Origin of the sequence: Aeriscardovia aeriphila (assembly GCF_002259595.1) — a bacterium.
Lineage (GTDB): Bacteria > Actinomycetota > Actinomycetes > Actinomycetales > Bifidobacteriaceae > Aeriscardovia > Aeriscardovia aeriphila.
Window position 1 is genome coordinate 458,526 of sequence record NZ_MWWU01000002.1, and the last position, 22,425, is coordinate 480,950.

At 55.0% G+C, this 22,425-nt stretch carries 18 protein-coding genes and 1 tRNA gene; 6 read left to right on the forward strand and 13 right to left on the reverse strand.

Going from position 1 to position 22,425, the window contains the following annotated elements; translation table 11 throughout:
- Positions 1–40: 40 nt before the first annotated feature.
- From AEAE_RS03060 to AEAE_RS03115, 12 genes are all read right to left on the reverse strand, one after another.
- Positions 41–1,069 carry a putative RNA methyltransferase gene (locus AEAE_RS03060; protein ID WP_094689665.1) on the reverse strand — a complete coding sequence of 343 codons (1,029 nt, stop codon included), beginning with the start codon at positions 1,067–1,069 and terminating at the stop codon, positions 41–43.
- A 12-nt stretch (positions 1,070–1,081) separates the two neighbouring features.
- Positions 1,082–2,113, reverse strand: coding sequence for a prolipoprotein diacylglyceryl transferase (lgt, locus tag AEAE_RS03065; RefSeq protein ID WP_094689666.1), 1,032 nt, complete (start codon positions 2,111–2,113; stop codon positions 1,082–1,084).
- A 99-nt stretch (positions 2,114–2,212) separates the two neighbouring features.
- The gene (locus AEAE_RS03070; RefSeq protein WP_244569604.1) at positions 2,213–3,199 is read right to left on the reverse strand and encodes a phosphatidate cytidylyltransferase; all 987 of its coding nucleotides are present in this window, start codon (positions 3,197–3,199) and stop codon (positions 2,213–2,215) included.
- Positions 3,200–3,374: 175 nt separating this feature from the next.
- Complete coding sequence (frr, locus tag AEAE_RS03075) at positions 3,375–3,929, reverse strand: ribosome recycling factor (protein WP_094689668.1); 555 nt, start codon at positions 3,927–3,929, stop codon at positions 3,375–3,377.
- A 126-nt stretch (positions 3,930–4,055) separates the two neighbouring features.
- Positions 4,056–4,799 (reverse strand): UMP kinase, encoded by a 744-nt coding sequence (pyrH, locus tag AEAE_RS03080; RefSeq protein ID WP_094689669.1) that lies wholly within the window; start codon positions 4,797–4,799, stop codon positions 4,056–4,058.
- A 171-nt stretch (positions 4,800–4,970) separates the two neighbouring features.
- Positions 4,971–5,846 carry a translation elongation factor Ts gene (tsf, locus tag AEAE_RS03085; protein ID WP_094689670.1) on the reverse strand — a complete coding sequence of 292 codons (876 nt, stop codon included), beginning with the start codon at positions 5,844–5,846 and terminating at the stop codon, positions 4,971–4,973.
- 163 nt (positions 5,847–6,009) lie between these two features.
- Positions 6,010–6,822: a 30S ribosomal protein S2 gene (gene rpsB / locus AEAE_RS03090; protein WP_094689671.1), complete on the reverse strand. Its 813-nt coding sequence runs from the start codon at positions 6,820–6,822 to the stop codon at positions 6,010–6,012.
- A gap of 257 nt (positions 6,823–7,079) precedes the next feature.
- Positions 7,080–7,574: a peptide deformylase gene (gene def, locus AEAE_RS03095; RefSeq protein WP_094689672.1), complete on the reverse strand. Its 495-nt coding sequence runs from the start codon at positions 7,572–7,574 to the stop codon at positions 7,080–7,082.
- A 144-nt stretch (positions 7,575–7,718) separates the two neighbouring features.
- Positions 7,719–8,144 carry a hypothetical protein gene (locus AEAE_RS03100; protein WP_094689673.1) on the reverse strand — a complete coding sequence of 142 codons (426 nt, stop codon included), beginning with the start codon at positions 8,142–8,144 and terminating at the stop codon, positions 7,719–7,721.
- Complete coding sequence (gene feoB / locus AEAE_RS03105; protein ID WP_094689674.1) at positions 8,141–10,642, reverse strand: ferrous iron transport protein B; 2,502 nt, start codon at positions 10,640–10,642, stop codon at positions 8,141–8,143. Before feoB ends, AEAE_RS03100 begins: the two co-directional genes overlap by 4 nt.
- Positions 10,639–10,890, reverse strand: a complete 252-nt coding sequence (locus AEAE_RS03110; protein ID WP_148139951.1) for a FeoA family protein — start codon at positions 10,888–10,890, stop codon at positions 10,639–10,641. Before AEAE_RS03110 ends, feoB begins: the two co-directional genes overlap by 4 nt.
- Positions 10,891–11,008: 118 nt before the next feature.
- A tRNA-Asn gene (locus tag AEAE_RS03115) sits at positions 11,009–11,084 on the reverse strand.
- 183 nt (positions 11,085–11,267) lie between these two features.
- Between AEAE_RS03115 and AEAE_RS03120 the strand changes: the two genes are divergently transcribed.
- Together AEAE_RS03120 and AEAE_RS03125 are read left to right on the forward strand one after the other, a co-directional pair.
- Positions 11,268–13,880 carry an LPXTG cell wall anchor domain-containing protein gene (locus tag AEAE_RS03120; protein WP_094689676.1) on the forward strand — a complete coding sequence of 871 codons (2,613 nt, stop codon included), beginning with the start codon at positions 11,268–11,270 and terminating at the stop codon, positions 13,878–13,880.
- A gap of 8 nt (positions 13,881–13,888) precedes the next feature.
- On the forward strand, positions 13,889–14,506 hold the full coding sequence (locus AEAE_RS03125) for a M23 family metallopeptidase (RefSeq protein WP_094689677.1): 618 nt from the start codon (positions 13,889–13,891) through the stop codon (positions 14,504–14,506).
- Here the strand turns inward: AEAE_RS03125 and AEAE_RS03130 are convergent.
- Entirely contained in the window at positions 14,483–16,231 is a 1,749-nt protein-coding gene (locus tag AEAE_RS03130) for a hypothetical protein (RefSeq protein ID WP_158520479.1), read from the reverse strand. The genes AEAE_RS03125 and AEAE_RS03130 overlap by 24 nt on opposite strands.
- 74 nt (positions 16,232–16,305) lie before the next feature.
- Between AEAE_RS03130 and AEAE_RS03135 the strand changes: the two genes are divergently transcribed.
- The 4 genes from AEAE_RS03135 (at position 16,306) to AEAE_RS03150 (ending at position 22,422) form a co-directional block, all read left to right on the forward strand.
- Positions 16,306–17,424, forward strand: coding sequence for a GuaB3 family IMP dehydrogenase-related protein (locus tag AEAE_RS03135; protein WP_094689679.1), 1,119 nt, complete (start codon positions 16,306–16,308; stop codon positions 17,422–17,424).
- A gap of 272 nt (positions 17,425–17,696) precedes the next feature.
- Positions 17,697–18,188 (forward strand): hypothetical protein, encoded by a 492-nt coding sequence (locus tag AEAE_RS03140; RefSeq protein WP_094689680.1) that lies wholly within the window; start codon positions 17,697–17,699, stop codon positions 18,186–18,188.
- A 156-nt stretch (positions 18,189–18,344) separates the two neighbouring features.
- Positions 18,345–20,477 (forward strand): AMP-dependent synthetase/ligase, encoded by a 2,133-nt coding sequence (locus AEAE_RS03145; protein WP_094689681.1) that lies wholly within the window; start codon positions 18,345–18,347, stop codon positions 20,475–20,477.
- 112 nt (positions 20,478–20,589) lie between these two features.
- A complete protein-coding gene (locus AEAE_RS03150; protein WP_094689682.1) occupies positions 20,590–22,422 on the forward strand; it encodes an AMP-dependent synthetase/ligase in 1,833 nt (610 codons plus the stop codon).
- Positions 22,423–22,425: the final 3 nt, after the last annotated feature.

The following is a 22,425-nucleotide window of genomic DNA, read 5'->3' on the forward strand; positions in this document are numbered from 1 at the left end:
TCGATTAATTTCTGCGCACGTCCAATTGTCGAAATTGGCTTTATTCCTCACTTTTGCTCGCAACAGCGTGCGCAATTTTACTCACCGTGACCCAACAGTCAGTGGTAATCTCGGGCATCTGGTCGATAAGCTCACGGGTTTGAGATTGCCACTGCTCCGGATCAGCCGCCAAACGGCCAAAGCTCACCGGAGACATCAGAGCCACTGACTCGCGCTCTTCAGGGCTTGCCAGGGGGCTGGTTTGCGTCACGCGAATAGAGCTTATGAGTTCCATGCGAGGATCATTCTTCAACAACTCCAAAGCATCAGAAGTGCCTGCAGGAGCAAGACCCAAAGCTGTGCGCAACTGCTTCATGTGCTCTGGGGCGGGAATGACCTTGATCAGCCAGCCGCCAGGCGCGACACGCGAGAAGTCTTCATATTGTGCTGGCGCGAAAACGTTGAGAATGACGTTCACCGTGTTAGCGCGCACGGGAAGGTGGGCTCCATCTCCCACTACCCACAAGCTTGGGCCTCCCCCGCGAGCTGCTTCTTTGATGGCGTCAGCGGAAATATCGCAGCCGATGACGGTGACCTGCTGCTGTGCGCTGTTGGCTTCCCGCGCACTGATGTGAGTGTCGGAGTTGTCGTCTGACGCAGTGGCAGAGCTGCCCTCTAGCGCATTGGCAGAGTTGGTGACGGGCTCTGCACTGGGTTCAGCAAGCCCAGCGGTTACGGTTTTCGTGACAGTTCCATCGCCGCAGCCCACGTCCAGAATGGTGATCTGCTCAGGTGATTCACCACTACCCTGCTGTATACCACGAATACATGTATTCAGAGCTTTAGTGATGGCCTGCTCTATGTCGTGGTACAAGCCCAGACGGGTGCGCAAGGCTCGGTTGGAGAAGAAATCAGCAGTGTAATGGCTGGAATTCCTCGCATTGCGGCGCAGATCAACGTAGCCGTGGCGGTTGATGGAAAAGCTATGGTGGTTCTCACAGCGCAGAAATGCCCCGTCTAATGCCAAAGCTTCGTGGCAGACGGGGCACTCGAGTGGCGCGTGAGCAAACTTAGCGATTGCTTGGCGCATATTCTTTACTCGTCACTCATGGGTTTCATCATCGGATGGCTCAGCGGATTTGAACTGCTCAGCCGCATCGGAAGATTCATCGGAGTCAGAAGAATCCGTGGTGCTGGTCTTGGCGTCCTCTTCTGCAGCCTTGCCCTTGCCTTCTTCAGCGGCCTCGCGAGCGAGATCATCCGCAGTGACCTTCGCCAAAGTTTCGCGAGCAGCCTTCAAGCTCTGGCCGTTGAACACCAGGTAGCAGAACAGCGCGATGCCCAAGATGACGCAGATAATAGCAGCCCACACGTTGGTGCGAATACCCAGAATCTCGCTGGAAAGGTTGATGCGCAACATCTCAATCCACGAGCGGCCCAGGCCATACCACATCAGGTAAAACGCCATCTGCATGCCGACCTTCAGCTTGCTGGCAATCTTACCCAAACCCCACACGATGATGGCAGCGCCGATCAAATTCCAGATCATCTCATACAAGAAGGTCGGGTGGAACAGCGTTCCCGCAGGGCAAGTTGAACCGGTGTAGCATTGTTGCGACTTACCAATAGCATCAGCAGAGTTGAGTTTCAAACCCCATGGCAGGGTAGTTGGCATACCGTAAAGCTCTTGGTTAAACCAATTGCCCAAACGGCCAATCGCCTGGGCAACGAGCAAGCCTGGTGCCAAAGCGTCGGCGAGAAGCAACAGAGAATACTTCTTGTGGTGAGCCCAGATACCCGCGGCCAGCGAGCCGCCGATCAAAGCGCCAAAGATTGCCATTCCGCCATGCCACACCTTCAAGATCTCACTCGGGTCACCATTCGGCGGGAAGTAAGCGTTCGGCACTGTCAACACGTGGAAAATGCGTGCGCCAATCAAACCGAAAACAATCGAGATCAGAGCAACATCGAGAACCTGATCAAAAGTTCCTCCGAGCTTCTTCCATCGGTGCGTGAGAATCCACACCGCGACAATCATGCCCGTGAGCATGGTGATGGCATACATGTGAATGGTCAGCGGCCCGATCTGAAACTGCGAGAAAGTTGGAGACGGGATGTAGGCAAGCGTGTGCACAATAAGCTCCCCCAATATAAACTAATAGCCTCACGCATTCTAGCGCGTGAGGCCGAGTAAGCGGAATGATAATCTCAAGAAACCCTCAAGCCACCAGCGTTACACACCGAAAAGTGTGAGAGCGCCGTAAACAAATGGGGCGCACAGCAAAATCGAGTCGACACGGTCGAGCACACCACCATGGCCCTTAAGCAAGAAGCCCATGTCCTTAATGCCCAAATCGCGCTTGAGCATCGAGGCCGACAAATCGCCCAGCGTGCCCACAATAGTGAGGACCAAGCCCAAGACGATTGGCTTCCACCAGCCAAAGTGAAGGAAATCAGCAGTAAAGCCAAAACCATAGAAAGCCACAGTGCCGATCACCGCGAAGAGAGCGGAACCAGCCAAGCCTTCCCACGACTTCTTCGGAGAAATGCGCGGAGACAGCTTATGCTTACCGAAAGCCGCACCAAAAATCAGACCGCCCGTGTCCGAAAGGGCCGGAACGAAAACAGCCATGAACAGACGCCACTGATACTGCTTTTGCGTGAGCATGAGAATAAGGAAGCCAGCGAGCAGCGGAATGTAGAGCACGGAGAGAACCGTGGCCACGATATTGCGCAAGCCCAACGGCATGAGCGTACGGTGCAAGGCAGGAGAATCGAAAGGCTGATCGGGGTCGAGACCGCGCTTCTTCATCGCATCGAGCTCTACCTTCTTCGCCTGCTTGGCAACGATCTGCGGGGTAGAAAAGCCAGCCAAATTGAGCATGCAGGCGCACAAAATGACCAGTACCAGCGCAGTGGCGAAACTCACGGCAAAGCCCATCACATGGTCAGGCGAATACCAGGTGGCGAGAAGCACATAAGCAGAACCGACCGTCAAGCCTAAGAACGGGATGGTGATGTGAGCCACCGTCATATCGACCTTCAGTTCCCACACCGCGATGAGCATGAACGCGAGGATGAGGTAGGTGAAGGCGTGAGATGAGGCGAGAAGAACGCCCAACACGCCGATCACGAGAATGGCTCCGGTCGCAATCGCCTGAGGCATGTTGCGGCCAGTGCGTTTATTGATATCAGCAAGCTCATCTTTGCGCTTATTCATTATTCCTCCCCATCGTTGAGGGACTTGGTCGGCTGTGCATAAGCAAAAGGCCGATGAGGTATCGGCCTTTCTCATGCGTTCCACTGAAGTAACAGTGATGTAACTACGGTTCACCAGTACAAACCGCGGCTCAACTGTGATGTAACTGCGGTTATCGAGAACCTGTTCAGCCAGCTCAGACCTCGAGAATTTCCTTCTGCTTGGTGTCCAGCAGCTGATCGATCAGATCGGAGTTCTTCTTGGTTAGCGTGTCGAGCTGCTTGAAGATGTTGTCGCGATCGTCCTCGGTCAGCTCGTCATCCTTGAGCTGCTTTTCCACGGTTTCGCGAGCCTTACGACGAATATTGCGCAGGCCAACCTTGCCCTTCTCAGCCTCATCCTTGGCAAGCTTGACGTACTCCTTACGTCTCTCCTCCGTCATCTCTGGCAGGGTGATTCGAATCACATTGCCGTCACGAGCTGGGGAAACGCCGAGATCTGAGTCGCGAATTGCCTTCTCCACAGCGGAAATCTGAGACTGATCGAAGGGAGAAACTGCGAGAGCGCGTGGCTCAGGAACGGAGATGGTTGCCAGCTGCTTTAAAGGAGTTGGTGCGCCGTAATAGTTCACCATAATGCCGTTGAGCAGCGATGGGTTTGCGCGACCCGTACGAATACCAACGAAGTTCTCCTTCGTGGCTTCAATGGTCTTGCCCATCTGTTCCGTAGCTTCATCCACAATGCCAGCCATATAACCTCCCTATAAATCCAACGCAACTTTGCGTTGAAGCTTGTTGTTCTAATTTACCAGTTTTGTCGCGCCCGCGCTCGCTCGGCATGTGCGCCGGCCGGTTCGCAGGCAAATGGCCTGAGATTATCAGGCTGCGAAGCTCGACTCCACATCTGCTGCAACCAGAGTGCCAATCTCCTCGCCCAACAAAGCGCGAGTAACATTACCTGGCTCCTCCAAACCAAAGACGCGAATGCGCTGGTTGTTGTCGTGAGCCATGGAAAGAGCAGAAGAATCCATCACTGCCAAGTTGTTGACGATGGCATCGTGGAAGTTGAGCACGTCGTAACGGCGAGCGGAAGAATCCTTACGCGGGTCAGCGTTGTACACACCATCCACGCCGTTCTTACCCATCACCACTTCAGAGCAGTGAATTTCGAGCGAACGCTGAATAGAAACGGTGTCGGTGGAGAAGTACGGCATGCCAGCGCCTGCACCGAAAATCACCACGCGGCCCTTTTCCAAGTGGCGGATTGCCTTCAAAGGAATATACGGCTCAGCAACCTGGGCCATAGCGATGGCGGTTTGCACGCGAGTAGGCTGGCCAGCGTTCTCCAAGAAGTCTTGCAAAGCCAGGCAGTTCATGACGGTGCCGAGCATACCCATGTAGTCGCCGCGGGAACGGTCCAAACCGGCCTGCTGCAATTCAGCTCCGCGGAAGAAGTTGCCGCCGCCCACGACGATGCCCACCTGAACACTCTGCTGTACGGCTTGCTTGATCTCCTGTGCGATTCGGCTGATAACAACAGTGTCGATTCCCACTTTTCCGCCGCCAAAAGCTTCACCAGAGAGCTTAAGAAGGACGCGGCGTGGCTTGCTTGCTTCAGTCATGTGAGACCCCCAGCATCGAAGAGTTGTAGTATTTCCACACTCTGTGGTCAAGTCTAAGCAAACTTAGTGACAGAAGGCGAGGATAAAAAAGACCAGCCTCTCCCCTATACAGCAAAACGCTGTAAGAGAGAGGCTGGCCATTCAGATTATCACCAGTGAAGGTGAGCGAAGTCACTCCTCGGAGGATTCCTCAGCAGCTTCTTCTTCGCCCTTACCAACCTCAATGCGGACGAACTGCTCGAGCTTGCCGCCGGTCTTCTCGACGAGCTGGCCCACGGTGACCTTAGGATCCTTGACGAATGCCTGGTCGACGAGCACGGTGTCCTTGAAGAAGGCCTTGATAGCACCCTTGACGATGTTTGGAATGATCTTCTCTGGCTTGCCCTGCTCACGGAACTTGTTGGTCTCGACCTCAGTCTCGTGGTCGATGACGTCCTGTGGAACGTCCTCTTCGGTGAGCCACTTTGGAGCCATTGCAGAAATCTGCAGGTTCACATCGTGAGCAACCTCAGCAGCCTTCTCGTCGGTGGCAACCATAGCAACGGTGGATGGTGGGAACTCAGCAGACTTCTTGTGAGCGTACACATCCACGCGCTCGCCCTCGATGCGAGCGAACTGACCGAGCTTGACGTGCTCCTTAAACAGAGCACCAGCCTCGGTAATGGTGTCAGCAACAGTGCCCTGAGCGGTCTTTGCAGCGAGGATCTCCTCAGCAGTGGTTGCCTTTGCAGCGACCATAGCTTCCACGATCTCGTTACCATACTGAACGAACTGTGGGGTCTCAGCAACGAAGTCGGTCTCAGCGTTCAGCTCGACTGCGTAACCCACCTGCTTGCCGTTCTCCTCGACGACCTTGTATGCAACAAGGCCTTCCTGAGCCTTACGGCCTTCGCGCTTACCAGCGGCCTGAACACCCTTCTCACGAAGAATGTCCTTTGCCTTCTGCACATCGCCATCAGCTTCGGTGAGTGCAGCCTTCACGGCCATCATGCCAGCGCCGGTATCTTCACGAACCTGCTTAATCAGTGCCAGCGAAATTGCTGCCATGTGCGTCTCCTCTCGGTGCTAGAAACTAGCAACACTTTTCCTGAAAAATTTGGGGAGAGCTACGCGAGATTATCACGCGGTGACAATCTTGAGCCATTGAAAACTTCAACAGCGTGACGCGCAACTCTCCACTCGCTGAAATTCAGCTTGTTTGTGACGAGAGTCACTCGGACTTCTCAGAAGCCTCTTCGCTCTTCTTAGAATCGTCGGAGTTCAAGAGATCCTTTTCCCACTCAGCCATTGGCTCAGCAGACTTCTCCTCAGCCTTGTCAGCAGTCTTGCCCTTGTCACGAGCCAACAGACCATCAGCAACAGCGTCAGCCATGAACTTGGTCAGCAGCTCAATGCCGCGGATGGCGTCATCGTTAGCTGGGATTGGGTAGTTGACGAGGTCTGGATCAGTGTTGGTATCAACGAGAGCCACGACTGGGATACCGAGCTTACGAGCTTCATCCACAGCGAGAGCTTCCTTGTTGATGTCCACGACGAAGAGTGCGGAAGGAGTGCGGTTCATGTTAGCGATACCGCCGAGCTCGCGAACGAGCTTGTCCTTTTCGCGGGAGAGAAGCAGGAGCTCCTTCTTGGTCAGGCCAGAAGCCTTGGTATCCTCGAAGTCCATCTCCTGCAGTTCCTTCATGCGAGAAACGCGGCCGGAAACGGTCTGGAAGTTGGTGAGCATACCACCCAGCCAGCGCTGAGCAACGTATGGCATACCAACGCGGGTTGCCTGCTCGGCGATAGCCTTCTGAGCCTGCTTCTTGGTGCCGACGAAGAGAACGGTGCCATTGTGAGCAACGGTCTCCTTGACGAAGTCATAAGCCACGTCGAGAGCGTCAAGAGTCTTGAACAGATCGATGATGTGAATGCCGTTGCGATCCATGAGGATGAACTGCTTCATCTTTGGGTTCCAACGACGGGTCTGATGACCGAAATGAACTCCAGCGTTCAGGAGTTCGCTCATGGTGATCTGAGTCATGAGTGTACCTTTCTGTCGGTTATTACCTAGTCATGAGCACCTGGACACAGCATAAAGCCGACCGACGCAGGCCATCGCAGTCATGACGCGTATTTGTGTATGCGGTTGACAATAAAAATGCTCGTTAAGCTCGCGACCAGCCTTTCAAGCGGTGCATACAGCCTTCCATAGTAACCGACAGAGCGTACTTTTTCACGAGACTTTTCGCCTGGCTTTCTCCCCTCGGATTTTCGCCTGGCTTTCTCTCATCTGGATTGTCAGCGCTGGGTGAACGGGTGCTCGCGCATATAGCGCATGGCTGCCTTACGGTCGTCCTTTTCCAAGCGATCCAGGTACACATGGCCGTCCAAGTGGTCGCACTCATGCTGGATCATGCGGCCCATCAAACCCTTACCTTCCAACACCACCGGCTTGCCGTCGAGGTCGATGCCGGTAGCCTTCGCATAGTCGGCGCGAGGGGTTTTATACCACAGCCCTGGCAGGGAAAGGCAGCCTTCCTCACCGTACTGCTCACCCGATTTTTCAACGATCTTGGGGTTAATAATGTAGCCGATCTTGCCGTCGATGTTGTAGCTGAACACCCTGAGATTAACACCGATCTGATTGGCCGACAGGCCTGCGCGACCCGGGTCATCCACAGTTTCCATCAGGTCTGTCACCAGCTGGCGAACAGCAGGCGTGATTTCCTTGACCTCGTCGCAGGGCGTGCGCAGCACTGGGTCAGGAACAACGCGAATCTGGCGAATAGTCATTGTCTCCCCTTTCCTCTCTACTTTCCACTTCCCACTTCACAGCGGTGGCAACTGAACCATCAGACTTGTATCGGAAAGTTTTCTTGCTTGTACCGGCAGGTTTCTCGCCTTTCCGGTAGTTTCTGGCTTATACCTGCTGTCAGGTTAGTCTCTCCTCTTGAACACTTTGCTGGCAATTGACTTCCACAAATGGTGAGGAATTGAGCGTTCGCGCTTGATAGCAGCCGGCAGCAGAGGGCAACCCACACAGATGAGCGAGTCCGGGTTGGGATCGCACGCTCCTTGATTGCAGGCGGCGACCGAGACGAAAGCGATATCTGTGCCGTTGACCTGAGGGTGGTCTTGCAACCAATCGAGGCTCAGTTTGACGAAGTCGAGGGGAACGCGGCGAGATTGCGCAATAGCGTACGGGCTTTTGCCGCACTGTAAATCTTGGACCACTAAGCTTAACAAGGTGGGCTGGGAGGTGTCCTGCGGCCTATTGGTGCGGCGAAAACCGGCGTTGTCGTCGGCCTCAGTTTTGCGAAAACCCTCGTTATTACTGGGGTGAGTAGCTTGAAAGCCTTTCATAGCAACACTCCAATCTGGAAGATTGCCACCGCTAAAATGTAGGCAACCAGCAAGCCGATAATCACCGTCTCTGCTGCGATCTTACGGCCAAACAGGCGCTTCTCCTCTACAACAGTTGCCAGGCAGGGCGTGTAGGCCAAAGTGAAAACCATGAAAGCCAGCGCCGCAGCCTGAGGGTGACCATTGCTTGATTTATCAAAGCTTTCGCGCAAAGCAGAGGAGAGATCGCGTGAACCAGAGTCCGAAGCATCAGCGTGGTACGCCTGGGACAGCGAGCCGACTACAACTTCCTTGGCCACAAAGCCAGACATCAGAGCGGCTGTCGCCTGCCAGTTGCCAAAGCCTGCCGGGGCGAAAACGGGAGCAACACTTTGCGCAATCGTGCCATACAAGGAGTCTTCCACGCGCGAGACCTTGCCAAAACTATCCTGAACCGGCTCGGCGGAGGCGTTTGCAGTGTTAATCTCAGGGTTTTGAGCGGAATGGCCAGCCAGGGTGCCGGACACAGGAATGGCGGAAAGCAGCCAAATGACGAGCAACATGGACATGATGGCCGAGCTTGCCCCGCGAATAAAGTTCCACAAGCGCTTGGCAACGGAAACCACCATCAGCTTGGCACGAGGAATGTGGTAGTGCGGCAAAGCGATGACAAAAGGCTGGTTTTTCAAGTCAGAGAACTGCGTGCGGCGCAAAATCAAACCGATCAGAACAATGACCACCAGCGAGATCACGTACATCGCAAAGATGGCAATTCCAGCGTTCTTGCGGAAGAAAGCGAAGGCGAGCACCACGTACACCGACAAACGCGCCGAACAGGAGGTAAACGGGATGAGAAGGCCCGTCATGATGCGTTGACGCTCGTCAGGAAGCGTGCGGGTTGCGGCCAGGGCGGGCAGATTGCAGCCAAAACCCACCACAAGCGGGAGGAAGGCGCGACCATCGAGGCCAATCAGACGCATCGTGCGGTTCATCACGAAGGCCGCGCGCGACAGGTAGCCCGTGTCTTCCAACAGGTAGAGCATTACGAAGACCATCGCCATCGGCGGGACGTACGTCAAAACGGTGATAATGCCATCGATCAGGCCGTCGACCACCAGAGAATGGACCCAAGAATCGAGGCCTTGCTGGCCAGCGATCTGCCAGTTGAGCCAGTCGGCGCCGCTGTTGAGCACGCCTCGCACTTGATTATCAATAAAGTCAACGATCGGCTGTGCGACCGCAGTCGTCGCTTCGAAAACCAGGTACATGACGGCGAGGAAGATGATGATTCCCCAGACAGGGTGCAGCAACACGGCGTCAATGCGGTCGGAAAGCGTGAGATGCGTCGCGAGGGCGGGGCTGGCAGTTTTGACTTTGCTGGTGTTAATCGCTTGATCCGTTGCGGCGGTCTCGGCGGCTTCGCTCGTGTGGACGCCCTCGCTGGCTTCGCTCTCCTCTCCCGCTTCACCGTAGCCAATTGCGGTGAGCAGCCAGGAAGCCCACTGGAAACGGCGGTCAGCATTGCGCCGCAACCAGGTGCGCACACCATCCCAGCCTGAAGTGGCAAAAGCCTCTTCTCCTGGCAGCGGGTCAACGGCAGGAGCGCTCGTCAGCACTGGGTTGTGAATCTGGCGGTGAATGTGAGCGAGCAGCTGCTCAACACCCTTGCCAGTTCGCCCGTCAACGCTCACCACAGGAATATTCTCTAGAGCCGCAGAAATGCGTTGTTCTATGCCTTCAGGCTGGTGAGCAAGGTCTGCCATCGTCAGCGCCACCACGGGAGCGACGCCTGAATCGATGGCTTGGCTGAGCAGGTAGAAGCCTCGCGAAGGTGCGGTAGCGTCAATGGTAATCACGAGAACCTGAGGGTCGGGATGGCTGCCCCAGCCCAGAGCTGTTTGCGCGGCGACTTCCTCATCGGGGCTCATCGAGGCGAAAGAGGCGGTTCCTGGTGTGTCGACAAGCTCCCAGTTCTCTTTCCTGTTCGTAGCAGGATCAGTGTAGGTGAGCTCGCCGGACTCGATCATCACCGTCGTTCCTGGCGCGTTCATCACTGCTGCGTCCGCACCCAAGATTGCGTTGAACAGGGTCGACTTGCCAACGTTGGGGTTGCCGACGAAGACGACGCGAGGGATGCGCGTAGTAGTGTACTCTGCAGTGTGTGCCGAGTGGTTGTGTGCGTCGTAGTTGGATCCTGCAGCGTGACCAGCGTGCTGGGAGTGGTTCGCGTGGTTGTGCTCCGCGGCGTAGTCGTGCTCCGCATGAGCTTGCGAGTGACCCGGCTTATGGCCATGGCCTTCATCGCGGCCAATCAGGCGCCACAACAGCGAGAAACCGCGAGAGTGATGATGCCCCGAGTGCATCATCCCCTCTTCAGGCACGCTGTGGTCAAGCTCACTGTGTGGTGCAGGTTCTCTGTGCGCAGGTTCGCTCTGCGCTGTGGATTCGCTGGGCACTGTGGGTTTGCTGTGAAGCGGTGCGCCAGCGGAATTGTCGTGCTGATAATCTGGAGAAATCATAGTGTTTTAAGGGTTGGGCTGAGCACGTTGACCACAATGGAGCGCGCTGTTTTTCTGTCGATGGCCAGGCGTTCGCTTCCGTGAGCAATGACTTGGCCGAAAAGGTGTGATGACAGCAGAATTTCGACAGTATCGCCGGGGCGCAAACCCATCTCCCCGATGCGGATTGCCTGCTCTTCGTTGAGATTGCAGGCTTGAATGCGTGCGCGCATTCCCCTGCGGCAATCGCTTAACTGTATCTGCTTCATTGTGACATCATAAAACATGCTGGGCACGGAACAGGCTCTGAGCATGCTGCTCGTGTCGGCGGGTGGTTTGCGGACAGGGGTAGGAAAACAAAAAAGGCCAGAGCGAACTCTGACCTGTTGGCTCCCGATGCTGGACTCGAACCGGCGACATTTCGATTAACAGTCGAACGCTCTACCAACTGAGCTAATCGGGAATGTGTTGCGTTGGCAACAGAAAGAAACTATACGCAGATGAAAGCCAGTTCGCAAACCTCGGCGTGTCGATAAGCTCAAATCGGTGTGATGACGCGGTTTTCCAAAAGTTATCCACATTTTGCGAGAAAACCTGTTCGCGCGTATCTCCTCGGCTTGGATGGAGCTAACGAAAGGAGGATGCGATGAAATGGTTCACTCGCTTGAAAGGATTGACCGACTGCCCTGCCTCGACGATGAAGAGAGCTGGCCGTCAGCAATCTCATGTTTATGGCCCGACTCGTTTGAACTTGGGTTCTGCTGCTCGTCACGCTTCGGGTTTGGTACGGGCACGATTTGTGATTATCAGTGTGGTTGCTTTGCTGATGCTGTGCTGTGTGCCGCGTGCTGATGCTTTGACGTATTGGTATAACTTGCCGGGTTTGTCGATGAAGAATTCTCAGGGCCGGGTTTTGGTTGGTCTGGGAATTATGGGTTATAAGGATGGTTTGCCGTTTTACTGTGTGGAGGCGGGTATTGATTTTCTCGCTGGTTCGGGTGATGACGGGTGGAAGCCTGCTACGGGTGAGAAGTATCGTATTGCGGCTGAATTGGTGACGGAGCATAAGGATAATCATGATGATTTGATTCAGGCTGCGGTGGCGTGGGCTATTCATGATCATTTGGAAGAGAATTCTTTGTGGTCATCGATTAAGAAAGAGACCATGATGGGTGGTTATACCACTCAGCAGGTGGCGGATACTGCGCGCAGGTTGTGGGATGAGGCTGCGAAGCATACGGTGAGTTCAGCAGCGGTGAGGCTGGTGGATTCGAATGTGTTGCACGGCACAATTGTGGTTGAGTTGCGCAGCGCGGATGGGACGGTTGAAGGGGTGAATTGGCATCTGGAATATGATGATTCGCTCATTGATGTGCAAGGGCCGATTCGTGGGAAGACCGGTAAGGAGACGATTCGTATTCCGTGGACGGCGCGTTCTGCGGGCAAGGCGGATGTGAAGGTCGTCTATGACGTGGTGGAGGGGCGGAGGAAAGAGAATATTGCGGGTAAGCAGAATCTCTTTATGCCTACGGGCTACCAGCATAAGAGTCAGGGTATTCAGTTTGATGTGGATAATCGTTTCCAACCGCTGATTACCTCGGATGCTGCGGATCATCGTATTGAACCGGGTCAGATGCCCCATGATCGTATTACGTGGTCTGTTGACCCTTGTGCGCCTCTCCCGTCCTGGCCAGACAATGCTCCCGTACGTGCGCAAGCTCAGGTCTGGTTCAGTAACACTGAACCTCAAGAGGGTAAGAAGCTTGAGGATGCGAGGTTGCTTGCCCAAGTGGAGAGTATTTCTGACCGCGCGCAAACCCAAACGGTAGAGCTAAGTAAACTCTCCTCGCAGTGGCTTGCTGACCATCCGGGTGCAACCCCGAGGAATATTGGTGATTCTGGTTGGCTGGTGTGGCAGTGGTCCATCACTCGCAAACAACAGATTCCTGAGGTGGCTGGACAGTTGCGTGATGAGTATTGGACAGATGGTATTCAACCAGGAGAAACCGTGGATGCGCGTTTGCGTGCGATGAAGCCGGTTATCCACTCCTCCGTGCGTCAAGCTCAACAGCTTGCTAGCGACGTTGAAGAGAACAGCGTTGAGGAGAACGGGGTTGAGGAGAACAGGGTTGAGGAAGATCCTGTTCTGGATGCCATCATGCGTGATCGCGAAGAGCCTATCCGCGACACGGTGAGCCTTGACGTGGAGGATATCAACGGTGACGGTGTTGTGGATACTCACGACTGGCTACACACCCGCACGGGCTGGGGTGAGAATGCAGAAACCGAGGAAAACCAGATCAGCCTCGTGGTGAAAGGTGAGCTGCTCGGCGGTCTCGCGACTGATCAGATGGCAAGCCTACTCGAAAACCCGAGTGCGAAGCTTCCTGAGGGAGTCACTCGTCTAGCAACGACGGAGTTTTCGACTAATCATGCGGGCACTTTCTTGATCAGTTCTTCGGATGAGGATGAGAAGCGCGTGGCTTCCTGGCATCCCGAGCCCGGTGTGGTGTTGGATGAGTTGGAATCGGGCTATCAGTTCTTCCGCTTCTGGGTGGACACGCAGGCCAGTGGTATCGCCCAGCAGACCGGCTTGGAGCCTACGGCTGTGTACCCGTTTATTCAGGGTGATGTTGCTGAAGATTATGGTGCCGCTGATGAGACGGTGTATACCCGCTCAAACGTGGCATTGCTCACGAAGGCGGATCGAGACACGCTGGTAATCCCGGCAAGCGAAAATGCCGAGCAGCAGGTGGGTACTTTTACAGTTACTGACCGTTTGGAGCTGAAAGGCGCTGGTGAGGCGGATACATGGCCGATTGACGCTTCGGGTAAACCGGTGGCAGTGAGCTTGCAGGGCACGCTGTACAAGGTGGATGGTGAGCTTCCCAGCGTCAGCGATGAGGTTCCCGATTCCGCCCAGATTGTCAGTGTGCGTGATGTCACTGTCTCGGGTTTCTCTTCGAAGGATGCTGAGCTTGAGGTGAGCTTGGTTCCGGGCAATTACACCTGGATGTGGAAGGTGAAAGAGCTGCCGAGTGCGTTTGCGGAGAATTCTTTTGCTCATCAGTTTGCCCAGCCTGCGGAATCCTTCCAGGTAACGCGCGAGAAATTGCCTCAGACGGGTACAACATCCTGGTCGCTGCTCGTTCTTGTTGCAGCAGCGGTGAGTTTGATGCTGGTTGCTGCCTTGTTGCTGCTCATCTCGCGCCATTCGTGTTATTCGATGCGTCGTGCTCAGCCCTTACACCGCAAGTGAGGTAGAAGATGAGTTTGTGGACGATCTTGGTGCGCATTCCCCTCGCTCTAGTGATGATTCTCGTGATGTTGATTATGCCTCCTCGCTGGCAGGGCGGTTCGCCGTCTCTCTGGATGATCTCCCCGTTTGAACGCCAGACGAGTGAGCACGCAGCTTCACAGGGTGGTGTGAAAGGGGCGAGTAAGCAAGGTTGTGAACGCCTGTACTGGCCGGTAAGGCTCAGCACCGGAAAAGATGCTTCTGAGGTGCTCTCCCCTGCCGTCATTCCTAAAGAAAACTGGAAGAAAGGTCATCGCGGTATCGATGTTGCCATTGATGAAGGCTCGCAGATTATCGCACCTGGGAAGGCCATGGTGGTGATGTCTGGCAAAGTCGGTGGCAAAGATGTGCTCTCACTGGCTTTAGACAATGGCCTCACCGTCAGTATTGAACCTGCCATCAGTAGCGCGAAAAAGGGAGCAACCGTTCAGGCAGGCGAGATTATCGGCGAGGTGGAAGGAATATCTGACCATTGTGAGAACACCTGTGCGCATATCGGTGTGCGGCGAGGAAACACCTACCTCAACCCTACAGCTGCGTTGAACCCCGTGAGAGTCGTGCTCTTAGAGTCCCGCATCAGCAGCTGAAATGTAGCCTTCCTTGATCAAATTCTTCACCTGGGAAGAACTGATCGGGACAAGGTCAACACTGATCAGCGTGCGAGAAGCACGGGAGGAGAGCGTCATGCCCTCCAGTTCATTAACTTTGGCTGCGAGCTTCTTGTGTAAAGCAGCATTGCGTGCCAACAGTGCAAACAGGGAGGCAATGCTCTCCTCATTGCTGATGCCAGTTACCCACTCTTTGCCCGAAACAATGGAAGGCACATCAATAGCACCATAACCGCTGATCACCGGCCACATACTGTTGAATTCAGCAGAAGGAAGAGTGTTGGCCGGGTAAGGAACCTTGTGCTTATTCAATACTTTCTTGCCCGAAAGAGAGTTGACTATACCGCTCAAGCTCACGTCTGGGTTGATGTCAGCAGCAGAACCTTGGTATCCCTTGCTGGTGAGAACGGAAACCAGTTGGGTGGAAATATAATCCGTACCTGCAATCACCGCATCGAGGGCAATAGTGGAAGACTTCATAAACGGTAACGCCTTCATCAAGCCATTGGATGTGGTTGCACCACCCTGCTGTTCAATCAGGTCATCCAATAAGCTCGTCAGACGGTGAGAAATATCCGCCGAATATAAGTCAGAGCCGAAGTAGAAATCCCGTGCAGCTGACGAGTCGAGGAAGGAGGACAAGGACTTCACTTCAGGCAAGCCCACCAGTTGAATCACTCCCTGCTGTAACGGAGTTTCCAACATGGAGAACACGCCGGAAAGGAAGTCTTTGCTCGCCTCATTCTGCGGGTTGCCCGGAACCAGCAGCAACACCTGAGCAGGGTTCGAAGCAGAAAGCGTATTCGCACGAATCTTACTCAACGCTTCCCTGGCCTGAAGAACACCAATACTTTCCGGTGTTGCCATATCTACATACGCATCCATATGAGCAGATACGAGGTCCGAGCAGCCGACCATGCGCACTCCGCGAGCAGAAAGGGTGCGTACCAGTTCTGCACTGCGGCTACGAGCAGCATCGAGCTCTTCGTCGTCTTCCAAAGCGGTGTCGTCGGCCGCAGAATCGTTCAAGCCCTCCGAATGAGCCGAGTCGCTCGATTCACTCGAACCGGCAGAATTGCTCGAACTACTCGAACTGTTCAATCTGCTTGAGCTGCGGGAGGTGTTCCAATGCTGCGAAGAGGAAGTGTACTTGTCCGACTCAGAATTTTCAGACTGATAATCTGAAGAAGAACTGGAGACATACTGCGGAGTGTCGCCCTCGCTGGTTTCGGGAGTGGAATGGAAGCCGGAGGAATTGAGGCTTACGCTCGGCGAAGTCAACCCTCCCCACAACGAGGTAACCGGTTCAACGCGAGGTGCGCACAAAAACAGCGTATTGCCTTTCAAATCCGTCGAACTTGCAGAATTCTCAGAAGCCTCGCTACTCCACTGTTGCTCGAGCTTTTCCAACTGTTGAGCTTGTTGGACGGCGTCGCGAGCGTACTGGGTGGTAATCGAAGAGGAAGAGAAACCGGATTTTTGCAAGGCTTGTTGCGTGCGTTTTGCCAAGCTTGCCCACGAGTTGAGCGACATGCTCGACTGTAAAGCGGAAGGGTCGGCCGGAAGCAGGAGTCCGACGCGCGAGTGTGCGGGAACGCCCGTGTTGGAGCTGGGTTGTGACGAGCAGGCGGTAAGGCTCGTCAGAAGGGCGAGCGTGATGGCGGTGGCCGCACTCTTTCTCATCATATGACCCATGTGTTGCACGTTTCCTAGTCTAGCCGTTTGTGAAACTGAGGTGTGGCTAGCCAAGTGTGCTAGCTCTCAGGTAGTCTAGAGCCATGGCTCAAGATATTGAAATTGGCCTTGGCAAGACCGGCCGTATTGCATACTCTCTCGACGATATTGCTATTGTTCCTTCTCGCAGGACTCGCGACCCTCGTGATGTGTCGGTGGCATGGCAATTGGACGCTTTCTACTTTGACATTCCGATCATGGGTGCGCCGATGGATTCGGTGATGAGCCCAGAAACTGCTATCAAGCTCGGTCAGCTCGGTGGCGTGGGAGTGCTCGACCTGGAAGGTTTGTGGACGCGCTACGAGGACCCTACTCCTCTGCTGCATGAGATTGCGCATTTGCCAGCTGAGGAAGCGACGAAGCGCATGCAGGCCATTTATGCTGAGCCAGTCAAACGTGATCTGATTGCCGAAAGGTTGAAGCAGATTCGCGACGCGGGAGTGCCTGTTGCGGGTGCTTTGACCCCAGGGCGTACGAAAGAGTTTTATAAGACGGTTATTGACGCCGGTGTTGACCTCTTCGTCATTCGTGGCACGACTGTTTCGGCAGAGCATGTGTCGAGCAACGATGAACCGTTGAATCTGCGCCGTTTCATCTACGAGCTGGACGTGCCGGTGATTGTGGGTGGTGCGGCAACCTACCAGGCTGCTCTGCATTTGATGCGTACGGGTGCTGCTGGCGTTCTGGTCGGCTTCGGCGGTGGTGCTACTTCCACGACGAGGGCAACCTGCGGTATTGAAGCTCCGATGGCTACTGCTCTGGCGGATGCTGCCGCTGCTCGCCGCGATTATATGGATGAGTCTGGGGGCCGTTACGTCCACCTGATTGCTGACGGTGGCCTGGGTGATACGGGTTCGATTGTGAAGGCTTTCGCGATGGGTGCTGACGGTGTGATGTTGGGCACTGTTCTGGCTCGTGCTGATGAGGCTCCTGGCCAGGGCATGCACTGGGGTAATGAGTCGCATCATCCGATTCTTCCGCGCGGTCAGCGTGTGAGCGTGGGTACTGTGGCTCCTTTGGATCAGATCATTAACGGCCCGAGCCATTTCGCTGATGGTAAGACGAATGTGGTGGGTGCTTTGCGTCGCACGTTGGCGTCGACGGGTTATGTGGATTTGAAGAGTTTCCAAAAGTGCCCGGTTATTGTTGATCACAATCGTTAAGGCTCCTATGGCTTAAGATTGTCACCGCGTTTCATCAGCCGCGCTGGGGTGGGTTTGCAGTGTTCGCTGCGCTCACCTGGCGCGGTTTTTTGTAGCCTTGCGTCTCGACAATTGACTCTGAACGCAATTGTGCTGTGGATTGCATGCTTACGCACAGGTTTATCGTTGCAATGACGCGGTTTTTACCTAATTTTCCACGAAATTGCACAAAAGCTTACCAGCGTGTTGTAAAACTCCTATTCTCATGTGTAAATGATGAGAAGGAGAAAGATATGGCCCTTGCACCATTCTGCGGACTCCCCGACAGCTATCACGGAAGCCACCGCATCTTCAAAGCCCGCGTCCAATTCCTCACTTACGGTCAACCCACCAATGTGACGGTGTGCTACACCGACCATGCTCACCCTGATGAAGAGAGCATCGCCATGGCTCAACAGGTCATCTTGGTGACCATGCGCGCTATGGACATTGTCAGGAAGAAGATGCCCGAAAAGGTTCTCGACGACAAAGCCTCTCCTGTTGTTATTCAACGCTTAGTCAATATGCGCGAGATTATGACCTATTTCAACATCGTCTTTGGAAAGCCTCAGGCTCTCGCCAATAAGCTTCCGGTGACGATGAGTGGCATTCATATCACGTTTACGAATGATTCCACGGTGGAAGCAAGCCTCGCTATGTGGATCGGTCAGGAAACACACCAAGGCTGTGTGGTGATGAGGAAAGATGGGCAGCGCTGGCTGTCCGTGTTCCTTGACATCGGCTAAAAGCTTGGCGCTCGCCGCGCTGCGGATTGCGCGTAGTGGTAATCTTGAGCCATTATTCTGAGAAAACGCTGAGAAGAAAAGGCAGATTACGGATAATCGTCAGGAAACTGGGGAAAGTTTCCCCATTCGTTATCTCCTCGCGGTAGTGTAAATCTCATGTTGAGGTATTACACCACCGCCATTGAGGCACCACAGGTCGAGCAAAGCGACACCTTCTACACTCTTCTTGCAGCTCGCGCGTCCCTGCATCCCGAGGACACCGTGGCACAATACCGCGATCCACACGCCGACACCAGTGACTGGGTCACCGTTTCCGCACACGAGATGCTCTCCACCGTGCGCGCTGCAGCAAAAGGCTTGCTCGCCGCTGAAGTCAAGAAGGGCGATCGTGTCGTCATCTACTCAGCCACAATGTACGAATGGGGTGTGCTCGACTTCGCCTGCGCAGCTATCGGCGCAGTCCTCGTGCCCATCTACGAAACCGACTCCTCCCGCCAAGCAGAAGGCATCTGCCAAGCAGTCAACCCCACCCTCGCCTTCGCAGACACCGGCGAACACGCCATGATGCTCGAAGACGTTCTTGAGCGCGTCGACAGCTTGCAAAAAGTCTACTGCTTCGCCACCGACGGCCTGCCCGCACTCCAAGAGCGCGGCAGAGCAGTCAGCGACGAGCAGCTCGACGAGGCAATCTCCAAGGTTCATACGGATGACATTGCCACCATCGTCTACACCTCCGGTTCGACGGGTAAGCCGAAGGGTGCGCAGCTGACTTATCGCAACTTCCTGTGCGTGGTTAAGGATGGATGGAAGGTTCTTCCGGGCATGCTCAACGATTACAATCGTCTGCTGCTCTTCCTTCCTCTCGCCCACTGCTTCGCCCGCTATATTCAGTATTGCTCGATCTGCAACAATGGTGTTGTAGCGTATGTGTCCTCGGCAAAGCACCTGCTCGCGGACCTCAGAAGTTTCAAGCCAACCTACCTGCTGGGTGTTCCTCGCGTGTTCGAGAAGGTGTATAACGCTGCGTCTCAAAAGGCAGGCCCTGGCATCAAGGGTTCTATTTTCCAAAAGGCCTATGAGCATTTCGTCCAGTGGAGCAAGGATGAGCAGGACGGTAAAGCCCACCCGGCATCGGAACGCATTTCCCATGCCTTCTACATGAAGACTGTCGGTGACACCGTTAAGGACGCGCTGGGCGCGAATATGGCCTGGCTGGCCTGTGGTGGTGCTCCTTTGAACCCGGACCTTGCCCACTTCTTCCAAGGCATTGACGGCATCACCTTCATCCAGGGCTATGGCATGACGGAATGCGCTGCTCCGTGCATTGTGAATTTTGAAGATGCCAACCGCATTGGCGCTGTGGGCAAACCAGGCCCTGGCATCGAATTGCGCATCAGCGATGAAGGCGAGCTGCAAATCAAGGGCGACAACGTCTTCCACGGCTATCTCGACGACCCTGAGCGTACAGCAGAAGCCATGACCGAAGACGGCTGGCTGCGCTCCGGCGATTTGGCCAAGATTGACGACGACGGTTTCGTCTGGATCACTGGCCGCAAGAAGGATTTGATTATCACTGCCGGTGGTAAGAACGTGTCGCCTGGCCCGCTCGAGGAAGTGATCGGCAAGTGCCCGATCGTCTCGCATGCCGTCGTTTTGGGTGATTTGAAGCCGTTCATCTCTGCTCTCATCACTTTGGATGAAGGAATGGTGAAGACGTGGCTCAAGAAGCAGCATATGGACCCTGAAATGAGCATGGAGCAGGCGGCGAATAACCCTGCGGTGCGCGCGTATGTTCAGCAGTTTATTGACCGCGCCAATATGAGTGTTTCGCGTGCTGAATCGGTGCGTAAATTTGTCATTCTTCCTGCTGATTTCAGCCAGGAAGAGGGCACGATGACCCCGTCGATGAAGGTTATTCGCCCGAAGGTTCTCACGCACTATTCTGACGTCATTGAAAAGCAGATTTACACTCCGGCTCCTGGAACCCAGCCTCGCCCCAGCGATGTGGACCAGCTTTTCGACAGGATGTCGGATGCGGCACGCAACGCTTCGAACCAGATTGGTCAGGCGGTGAACCAGGCTTCTGCTCGCGTGGCGGAAGGTAGGGATTCGGTGGTTGCAGCGTGGAAGAACCGCGATAAGGCGGATAATTCCAACGCTGATAGCAACGCTGACGCTGATGCTGATGCTGAGGCTGCGCAGAATACTGAATCAGCACAGAGCGCTGAGGAGAACACTCCAACAGCTCCAGCAGCTGACACTACCGCTGCCAGCACTAGATCCGACTAAGCTCACAGCTCAGCCAACTGAAATAGCTCAGCCTGCTGAAATAGCTCAGCCGATTCAGTCAGCTCAGCCAGCCCAGACAAAACACATTAAGCGCAGAACGACAAGGAAAGCCATGAAAAAGCAGTACACCACACCCAGCGAGGACGTCGACGTCGATCGCAGCGTTTACACCATCCTGCAAGACCGCGTCGAACGCATGCCTGAGCAAGCCCTGGTCGAATACCGCGATAAGAACAACCAATGGCATGAAATAAGTGCCACCGAGTTCATCGCTCTCGTGCGCGAGCTTGCCAAAGGCCTCCTCGCCTCGGGCGTAGGCACAGGAACCCCAGTGGCAATCTTGTCGCATACTCGTTACGAGTGGACCGCACTGGACACCGCCATCATGGCAATCGGCGCAATCACTGTGCCAATCTATGAAACCAACTCCCCCGCGCAGGTGAAAAACATCCTGCTCGACGCCGCCGTACAATACGCCTTTGCCGAGGACGACGAGCAGCTGGCGAAGTTTGACGCAGTGAAGCCCGAAACTCCCCTGCTCAAAACCGTTTACGTGATTGAAAACCATGCGCTCGACTCGCTCAAAGAGCTCGGCCGCGAGGTCAGCGACGAAACTCTTGACCAGGCGATCAACTCGGTGACGGGCTCAACTCTGGCCACCATCGTCTATACTTCTGGCTCCACAGGGACGCCGAAGGGTGTGGAAATCGAACATCGCAATTTCGTTTCGATTTGCGAAGCGAGCAAGCAGTCGATGCCCGGCATTGTGCGCCGCCCGAACGGCTCCTACCTGTGCTTCCTGCCGTTCGCTCACGTTTTCGCCCGCTTCATGCAATTCCTCGTGTTCGAGTCAGAGATGAAGCTGTCGATCGGCGGTTCGATGAAGACGATCCTTCAAGATTTCCGCCACGTCAAGCCAACCCTCGTGCTGGGCGTTCCACGCGTGTTTGAGAAGGTGTATAACGCGGCGACGCAGAAGGCTGGCCGTGGTGCTGCCGGTTACCTGTTTGCTCGCGCCGCTCGAATTGCTCGCGCCTGGTCTCGCGCTCAGCAAGACGTGGTGTACGGCCGCAGCGAGCGCATCCCTGCATGGCTTAACTTGCAGCGCAACGTCTATTCGGCACTCGTCTACTCCAAGATCCGCGAAGTGCTGGGCGGTAACGTCGACTACATCGTCTGTGGTGGCGCTCCTCTCGACCAGGACATCGCGCACTTCTTCAACGGCTGTGGCCTGCCTTTGCTGGAAGGCTATGGCTTGACGGAAACCTGTGCTCCGGCAACGGTCAACCCGGAGAAGGGCTATCGCATTGGTACTGTTGGTGTGCCGCTGGCTGGTATGAGCGTTGGTGTTGCTGATGACGATGAGATTGTCATTGCTGGTGGTTCGATTGCTCGCGGCTATCACAACGCCCCCGAAGCTACTGCTGACACCTTTGACGCGGATGGCTGGTTCCACACGGGCGACTTGGGTGACATCGACGAGCAAGGTTTCGTCACCATCACCGGCCGCAAGAAGGATCTGATTATCACCGCTGGTGGTAAGAACGTGTCTCCTGCTGGTTTGGAAGCTTCGGTGATGACGAGCCCTGTGGTTGCTCAGTGCGTGGTGATTGGCGATAGGAAGCCGTTTATCGCTGCTCTGGTCACTCTCGACCTGGCTGATACGAATTCTTGGCTCGCTTCTCAAGGCGCTGCCGAGGTGGAAAGCTTGCAGGAGGCTCGCGAGAACCCTCTGGTTCGCGCTGAGGTGTCCCGCGCCGTGTCCGTGGCGAACAAGCAGGTGTCGCGCGCTGAGTCGATCCGTAAGTTTGAAATTCTTGACAGTCAGTTCACTGAGGCGAACGGCATGCTCACCCCGTCGTTGAAGACGAAGCGTGCGGTTATTGTGCGTAATTTGCAGCAGGTGATCGACGAGAAGATTTACACTGCCCCTCAGCAGCACTGAATT